This is a genomic window from Okeania sp. SIO3I5, assembly GCF_010672085.1.
In the GTDB taxonomy this organism is placed as follows: domain Bacteria; phylum Cyanobacteriota; class Cyanobacteriia; order Cyanobacteriales; family Microcoleaceae; genus Trichodesmium.
In genome coordinates this window covers 1-7,245 of the sequence record NZ_JAAHHT010000037.1, presented here as the reverse complement: position 1 = coordinate 7,245, position 7,245 = coordinate 1, and the positions used below count along the sequence as shown (strand labels likewise).

Annotated in this window: 7 protein-coding genes and 1 pseudogene; 3 read left to right on the top strand and 5 right to left on the bottom strand. The window is 35.0% G+C overall.

The window, feature by feature from the left end; genetic code table 11:
* Window positions 1-414, bottom strand: a 414-nt coding sequence (locus F6K40_RS11365) for an RNA polymerase sigma factor (protein ID WP_293135632.1), incomplete at its 3' end; no start/stop codon positions are given.
* Between the two features lie 355 nt (window positions 415-769).
* Between F6K40_RS11365 and F6K40_RS11360 the strand changes: the two are divergent.
* Window positions 770-1,168 (top strand): annotated as a pseudogene (locus F6K40_RS11360) (glycosyltransferase).
* Window positions 1,169-1,172: 4 nt separating this feature from the next.
* Window positions 1,173-1,301 (top strand): hypothetical protein, encoded by a 129-nt coding sequence (locus tag F6K40_RS11355; protein WP_293135629.1) that lies wholly within the window; start codon window positions 1,173-1,175, stop codon window positions 1,299-1,301.
* Here the strand turns inward: F6K40_RS11355 and purN are convergent.
* The 3 genes from purN to F6K40_RS11340 all read right to left on the bottom strand — a co-directional run bounded on the left by purN (window position 1,287) and on the right by F6K40_RS11340 (window position 4,001).
* Window positions 1,287-1,958: a phosphoribosylglycinamide formyltransferase gene (purN, locus tag F6K40_RS11350; RefSeq protein WP_293135626.1), complete on the bottom strand. Its 672-nt coding sequence runs from the start codon at window positions 1,956-1,958 to the stop codon at window positions 1,287-1,289. The two genes, F6K40_RS11355 and purN, sit on opposite strands and share 15 nt — an antisense overlap.
* 449 nt (window positions 1,959-2,407) lie before the next feature.
* Window positions 2,408-3,028 carry a GNAT family N-acetyltransferase gene (locus F6K40_RS11345; protein WP_293135623.1) on the bottom strand — a complete coding sequence of 207 codons (621 nt, stop codon included), beginning with the start codon at window positions 3,026-3,028 and terminating at the stop codon, window positions 2,408-2,410.
* A gap of 214 nt (window positions 3,029-3,242) precedes the next feature.
* Window positions 3,243-4,001: a hypothetical protein gene (locus tag F6K40_RS11340; protein ID WP_293135620.1), complete on the bottom strand. Its 759-nt coding sequence runs from the start codon at window positions 3,999-4,001 to the stop codon at window positions 3,243-3,245.
* 197 nt (window positions 4,002-4,198) lie between these two features.
* Between F6K40_RS11340 and F6K40_RS11335 the strand changes: the two genes are divergently transcribed.
* Complete coding sequence (locus F6K40_RS11335) at window positions 4,199-5,158, top strand: DUF6492 family protein (RefSeq protein WP_293135616.1); 960 nt, start codon at window positions 4,199-4,201, stop codon at window positions 5,156-5,158.
* Window positions 5,159-5,874: 716 nt separating this feature from the next.
* On the opposite strand, the gene F6K40_RS11330 is transcribed toward F6K40_RS11335, so the two are convergent.
* Window positions 5,875-6,825, bottom strand: a complete 951-nt coding sequence (locus F6K40_RS11330) for an NAD-dependent epimerase/dehydratase family protein (protein WP_293135613.1) — start codon at window positions 6,823-6,825, stop codon at window positions 5,875-5,877.
* Window positions 6,826-7,245 lie beyond the last annotated feature (420 nt).

Here is a 7,245-nt window from a genome sequence, read left to right as displayed (position 1 = left end):
CGTTTCCGATAAATCAGCGATCGCCCGTCGAATCTGAATACACCTCTCCTCTCTTTCCAGACAACTGTCCGGCGACTCTACCGAAGAGGCCATACCCATCTCCTCAGTATCGCCCACCCATTCAATACTTTCAACACCCGTTGCCCTTTGAGAATGTTTTCGACAAATATCAATACAAAGGTTACGAGTCAACTGTATCAACCAGGCCTTAAAATTAGTAATTTCCTCCTCGAACTTTTGCACCTTTTCCCAAGCTTTTACCATTGCCTGACTCAGAGCATCTTCGGCATCTGTTGGATTATTGTTCATTAACCTAAGACAGCACCGATACAGTATTTTTTTATGTTCATTCCATTGCTGCCAAAACTGACAAACCAGATCGGAATTGCCCCTTTCGGTTAAAGCAAGCTCCATTATATTCCTCTTCCATCTGCTGACTATCTACATAATCAAGACGTAAGAGTATTTACTGGTATGACCTATTAAACTTCATATAAGAGCTTCTGTAATTAGGCTTTCCTCATAGTGAAAATCAACCATTATTAGCTACCTGCACAAGTCAAATTATTTGTCAATCTCATAAAATCTATATGAATATTTATTCAAGAAAGAATAGGCAGTAAGCAATAGACAATAGTTAATTCAGTGGGGTGCATTAGATGGCCAAAATTTTAGATAGAATCTGGCTATGCTCAATATTCAATCTCCCCATCTCCTTATTTAGTCTGGAGGTACTATTCTCTTTGTTGAGAGTGAGAATAATTTAATCTTGACGAGGAGTGAAAATTATGGTACAATACCATCATTCAAAGCAACTTACGGACAAAATACTTTTAACTTATCACCCACAGCAATAACCACAACATTGCCTTTTTTTCCGAGTCTGTGGGAAGGGTTTGGTTTTCCGGTATTAGAAGCGATGGCGTGTGGTACTCTTGTTATTACTTCTAACATTCATCTTTGCCAGAAGTTGCTGGAGATGCTGCTATTTTGGTTAACCCGAAAAATGTTCGAGAAATAACAGATGCCATGAATATTATTGCTCAAGATGGGGAGAAGCGATCGCGCCTCTCCACCTTAAGTTTAGCTAGCAGTTCAAGAGTTTAGTTGGGAAAAAACTGGTTTAGCAACTAGGGAGATAATTCTGAATTATCTGATTAAAGTTTAAATAATTGGAGCGATCGCTCCTTTTTTATTTAGGAGAGCGATCGCTGTTGCTAAGTATGTTTGAAATTGGTTCTGGTATTCAGATTAATTCCTCACTTCCTGAACTAGATGTAGAATTTTCAACTACTACTTAAAGCCTCATTTTTTGATGCAGCAATAGCAATAGCACCTACAATAATTTGATGTTCTTGCACTTGGATTCTTTCGTGGAGAGTTTCTGGTGTATCATCAGGTAAAATTGGTACAGCAGCTTGCATTAAAATCGGACCATTATCTACTTCTACATCTACTAAATGTACCGTACAACCAGTTATTTTGACTCCAGTTTTTAAAGCTTGTTCAACGGCTTTTATCCCTTTGAAACTAGGCAACAAACTAGGATGAATATTGATAATTTGATTAGGAAAAGCATCTATTAAAACTTTAGTAACAATTCGCATCCAACCAGCCATAATTACCCACTCTACATCATATTCTTGTAGAGTTTTAACAATTTGCCTATCAAATTCTTCTCTATTTTTGTATTCTCGATGATTTAACAATACCGATGGAACACCCCACTTTTCTGCTCGTGATATAACCTTAGCTCCAGGATTGTTATAAATCATTACCTGAATCTGAGCATTTAATTTTTGATTATTTATTGCTTCTGCAATAGCCTCAAAATTACTCCCATTACCAGAAGCTAGAATTCCCAATTTGAGAGGAGAATATTTGCCTAAATCACTATCAGGAATAGCCGGACAAATTAGAGAAGAATTAGAATTAAGTAGTTCAGTTTCAGTTGTCATTTTTTGTAAAGTAAAATACTAGAACAGGGAATAGGGAATAGGGAATAGTTAGAAAAACATTTCCTAGTTTACACTCTTATAGCAATCCGTGCTTATATTGTAATATTTTATCGTAGGGGTTTGGTCTCCTTTCCCCAAGTAATATCACATCGGGTAGTATGGATAGCAGGGAATAGAAAATAGGGAATAGGGAATAGGGAATAGTTGGAAAAACATTTCCTAGTTTACACTCTTATAGCAATCCGTGCTTATATTGTAATATTTTATCGTAGGGGTTTAGTCTCCTTTCCCCAAGTAATATCACATCGGGTAGTATGGATAGCAGGGAATAGAAAATAGGGAACAGTTGGAAAAACATTTCCTATTTTTCACAAATCATTTCATCTTGCTATATACTCACTAATAATAACTAAATAGTTAGATCAAATACAAGTAAAAGTAGACATTATTTAAAACTGATGAAAGCCACATAACCTAGTAGATATTTTAATAGGAAAATCGTATTTTTTAGCAGTAAATTCCTCTTTGAGAATCGAATAAATTTTCAAATCCCGATATTTTCCTTTCATAAACATACATCCCCGTAGGACACCTTCATATTTCATACCTACTTTCTCCATTACCCTAGCAGAAGCTATATTTTCAATTATACATCTAGCTTCAATTCTGTTTAACATCATCGTTCTAAAGCCAAAATAAATAATAGCATTAACCACCTCAGTCATATAACCCTTTCCCCAATATTTTCGAGACAAAGTATAACCAATTTCTGCCCGAGCGTGTTCTATATTCCAGTCAATAAATCCAGCAGTACCAATAAATTTTTGCTCTGCCTTGTGAACAATACCCCAGTTAGAAAGCCGATTATTTTTATAATTATTAACCGTATATTGTAAAAACAATTTACTATCTTGAATAGACTTATGAGGATACCAACCTGTATACTTTGAAATCGTTGGATCTTGAGCATATTCAAACATATCTTTGGCGTCATTGATAGACATTTTTCTCAAAATAATTCGTTCTGTTTCAATAGTTGGTAAATTGCTAAAAAGATTAATGACTTCCAATTTTTTAGTTCCCTGATTTATATGTCGATCAAATTATATCAAATCCGGTTAAATAAACTCACTATTAATTTAGTAGTCATTAGTCGTAGGGGCGAACGGCCGTTCGCCCGTACAGTAGAAAATACTTAACCACTTATTTCTAGGGCGTGTCATTTCAGTTATCAGTTATCAGTTATCAGTTAGCAGTTAGAATTTTATTGGTCGGTAATCTCCATTATCTCGAAGAATCAGGTTCGAGATAACCCAACCGATGGAAAATAGCGTAACCGTTTCTAAGAGAAGGGTTATGACTCGTTCGCACATAACCTGGATCTTCCATTAGGCGATGGTAGCTGTGATAGTTCTTGAAAACGTTAATATCATCCAGGATAATGATGTTAGCTCCGTAAACCTGCTCTAGTTCAATCAAACCAGTGAACTCAGAACCATCTATCAACACCACATCAAAGCGAGCTATTTTGTGTTCCTGCTGAATGGTAGAAATGATGTGGGTGGCAATACCACTGGTTTCGATGTAGATCCGATCCTCCTGTAGCCACTGCATTAATGTATCAAGGGAAACTTCCTGCATGACTTGGAGATGGCTCTTGTAGAATGCCATCACTTCTGCTGAGGAAGGAAATTGCTCTGCCGTAACAGTAGAACCATGGTAGCAATGAACTTGAGAATAGTCCTGGTAACGCTTGGCTAACTCGGCAAATAGGGTATCAACTGCTTCAATGCAGAAAAGATGAGGCTCGTGGGGATTTTTTAACATACCTGTAACGAAGGCTTCAGTGCTGCCCTGGCCTGTAAAAGAGCCAATTTCCAGCATAGTGCAGACAGGTTCACTACTCGCAATCTTCTGGATAGCGTAGTAAAGCTCGTCGTACTTGATATCAGCAATGATTTGCCCTTCCACTTCCATATTCGCAAGGAGGCTCATTTGAGGGACTTCAATTTGACTACGTGTCAACTTATTTCTGTCAAACATGGGTTTTTTCTGCTGTATGATACCTAATATCTATATTATAAATTATAATCTTAGATAAGCAGGTTCCGGACTGAAAAATTAGTTAGGCCAACTAACTAACTGTTCCACTTTTAAGATGGATATTCCAATCTTTTGAGAACATTCAGCCGTTAAACAAATAGGACATGAAGTTAAACTAACACGGACACAGTGAAAAAATGTCACAACGAATTGATATTGTCATTCCCGTTGCTGCTAAAGATATTCCCAAATTAAAAATATGTATAACAAGTATTATTGCTAATTCGCTGACACCAATTCAAAATATCTACATTGTTACCAACCAAGATATTATCAAAAAAAATCTATATTTTGATGAACGAGTGATATGGATTAATGAATCAGAATATCCTTTTACTCTCAAAGATATTGAGATGACTTTCAAGAAAAAGAGCACTCAATATCAAAATAGTTCTTGGTACTATCAACAATTGTTGAAATTTTACATTTTTCAAACAATTCCCAATTTACAACAGAATACTTTGATTTTAGATGTAGACTTTTTTATTGGTCAAAATATCAATTTTTTAACTGATGATGGCAAGGCAATTTTATCTTATGGATATCCTTTTAAATGGCTCTTAAATACTCGACAATATCCATCCCAAAATCAACACAGCCATATTGAATTTGCTCAACGATTAATTCCTAATTGGCAGCCAATAAATTCTTTTAGTGGAATGCACCATCATATTCTGTTTCAAAAAGAAATAATTGAAAAACTTTTCTCAATTATTGAAGACAATCATCAACAAGAATTTTGGCAAGCGTTCATTGATAATATAGAATTTAAGAAATGGAATGCAGCTTCTGAATATGTAATTTATTATCACTTTGCTATGAAATTCTATCCTGATAGTGTCATTTCAAGACATCTAAAGGGCTGCGATTTCATTCATGATGAAAAAGAGAATCACTTTGTTCTAGAAATGGCTAAGAATACTCTAGATCGAGGAGAGTTTCAAGTGGTTGGTTGTCATAGTTTTTTGGATTTACGAGAAAGATTAAAAACGATGGATTATATTCCTACTGATTTAAAACAAAAAATGCTTGATTCTGAGAGGATAGTTTTTAAATTAATTTTAGATGATAGTCTTCTAAGAATAGAAACATTCTAAATCAGTTTAAGGTATCATACCAAATCCAGTTATGAAAAGCTAGTTTTTTCAAATCTTTCTCTATTCTGCTTTTTGCCTCCTGCCTCCTGCCTCCTGCCTTCTGCCTTACCTTGGTAATTGTTAATTGTTAATTATTAATTATTGAACATTCTCATACTTTCTTGATGCATTTTCCCGATATCCATCGCCGTTGAGAATGGTTTCAAGAAAATATTGTAGAAAAGAGTTAAACTTTGCTATTAATTATGGAAGCATAGCAACTCACTATAGAAAGTAAACACAGACAATATCATCTTAGTTACGGGTATCCTACAACGACATTCAGTTTTGAATATGGGGTATTGATCACATGGTGACAAGCTAGCTGAAAGCTACTCAAGGGGTGATATCAAATCCGCTCTTCATGGAAGTGTTATAAGAAACCGGGTTTGTGGAAGGTGTTGGGTTTCCTTGTGTCAACTGCTGTGGTTTAGGGAATGGAGAATCTTCCTATTCCCCACTCCGTAGGGACGTTGTATAACAAAAATGCTAACGCTCCTACCTACTCCTTATATCATGTCCGGTAGCATCGGTATTGTATAGCAAAGGTAGGGAACAGGGAACACTTAACTGGGAACACTTAACTGGCAGGAATACTTAAGAGCAAGAAAAAAAACTTAAATTTCCTGTAGATATTCACTCTAACTTTTACACAAACGATACCAGCGGACATGATATTACTTCCCATCTTTTGCTTTTGCTTTTAAAATTTCATCATCAACTGAAAAATCTACTTCTTTTTTATCACGACTAGAGGCTATAAAATCATTTTCAAATGAATCTTTTAACCCAGAAACTAAATCAAACTTTGGCTGCCAATTTAATTCCGTCATCGCCTTATTTACACTGGCAAAAAAATGTTGAAGTCGTAATGGAAAAGCTTTCTTTTTGCCAAAGTCAAATTGCTTCGGATCGTAATGTACTAACTGAATAGAATCAGGAGATTTTCCAGCAGCTTCAGCACAGGCGCGAGCTAAACCATCAAAAGTGACAAAACGTTCTCCAGAAATATTATAAATTTGCCCAATTGCTTTGTCATTTCCTAATACATTTACCATTGCCATTGCTAAATCTTGAACATGACCTAATTGAGTAATATGAAATCCATTACCAGGAATTGGAATCGGGCGATCGCGTACAATTCTGTGAAAAAACCATGCTTCTAAATCGTTATAATTTTGTGGTCCATAAATATAAGTAGGGCGAATAGAAGTCCAGGGTAAACCTTGATTTGCTAATTCTGTTTCTGTTTCATATTTTCCTAAATGACGACTTTTTGGATCTGTAGCATCTCCTTCAATATGAGGCATTTGGTCAGACTTTAAATAAACTCCAGCAGAACTCATATAAACGAAATGTTTAACTTGACCTTGAAAGATTTCTGCTAAAGGTTTTGTATCAGTTAATTGTCGTCCGTTATTGTCAAAAATAGCATCAAATTTTTCTGATGCTAATTTTTCTTTGAGTTGGTTCGCATCAGTTCTATCCCCATGAATTTCTTTGATTCCTGAGACTGGGGCAGGTTTATTTCCGCGATTAAATAATACAATTTCATGCCCTTGCTCCACTAAAATTTTAGTTAAATATACCCCAATAAATCGGGTACCACCCATAATTAATATTCGCATTTTTCCCTCTTGTTATAAATAGTTAATAATTGCATCATACTTATTTACCAAGTCAAAAGTCAAAACTCAGATGATTTTTTTTGTATTTTTATCATATACTCTCTTTAAAGTCAAGAGCATTTTCCTTGATAAATTATTTTTTTAATATAGAGCGTTTTTTTAATCCTTTATTAAGTACAGTTATTTTTCAGCAGTCAGCTCTTAGCAATTAATAGTGAATATAAGACTTACGCCACAAGTTTACATATTGTATGTAAGCATTCAGCTATTAGCAATCAGCTCTCAGTTTTTTAAGGAAAAACTTTATTACTTCTGACTTGCTAATACCAAATTGATAAATGTTTACTACAAACAGTTATGGTATTTATTAGAATTCAGAATTCTGAATTCAGGAGTCATAATGAATATATTTAATACAAT

Excerpts from the sequence above, each read along its gene's own strand:
- F6K40_RS11335 (WP_293135616.1), top strand. The coding sequence starts at position 4,199 with ATGTCACAACGAATTGATATTGTCATTCCCGTTGCTGCTAAAGATATT.
- F6K40_RS11330 (WP_293135613.1), bottom strand. The coding sequence starts at position 6,825 with ATGCGAATATTAATTATGGGTGGTACCCGATTTATTGGGGTATATTTA.
- F6K40_RS11340 (WP_293135620.1), bottom strand. The coding sequence starts at position 4,001 with ATGTTTGACAGAAATAAGTTGACACGTAGTCAAATTGAAGTCCCTCAA.
- purN (WP_293135626.1), bottom strand. The coding sequence starts at position 1,958 with ATGACAACTGAAACTGAACTACTTAATTCTAATTCTTCTCTAATTTGT.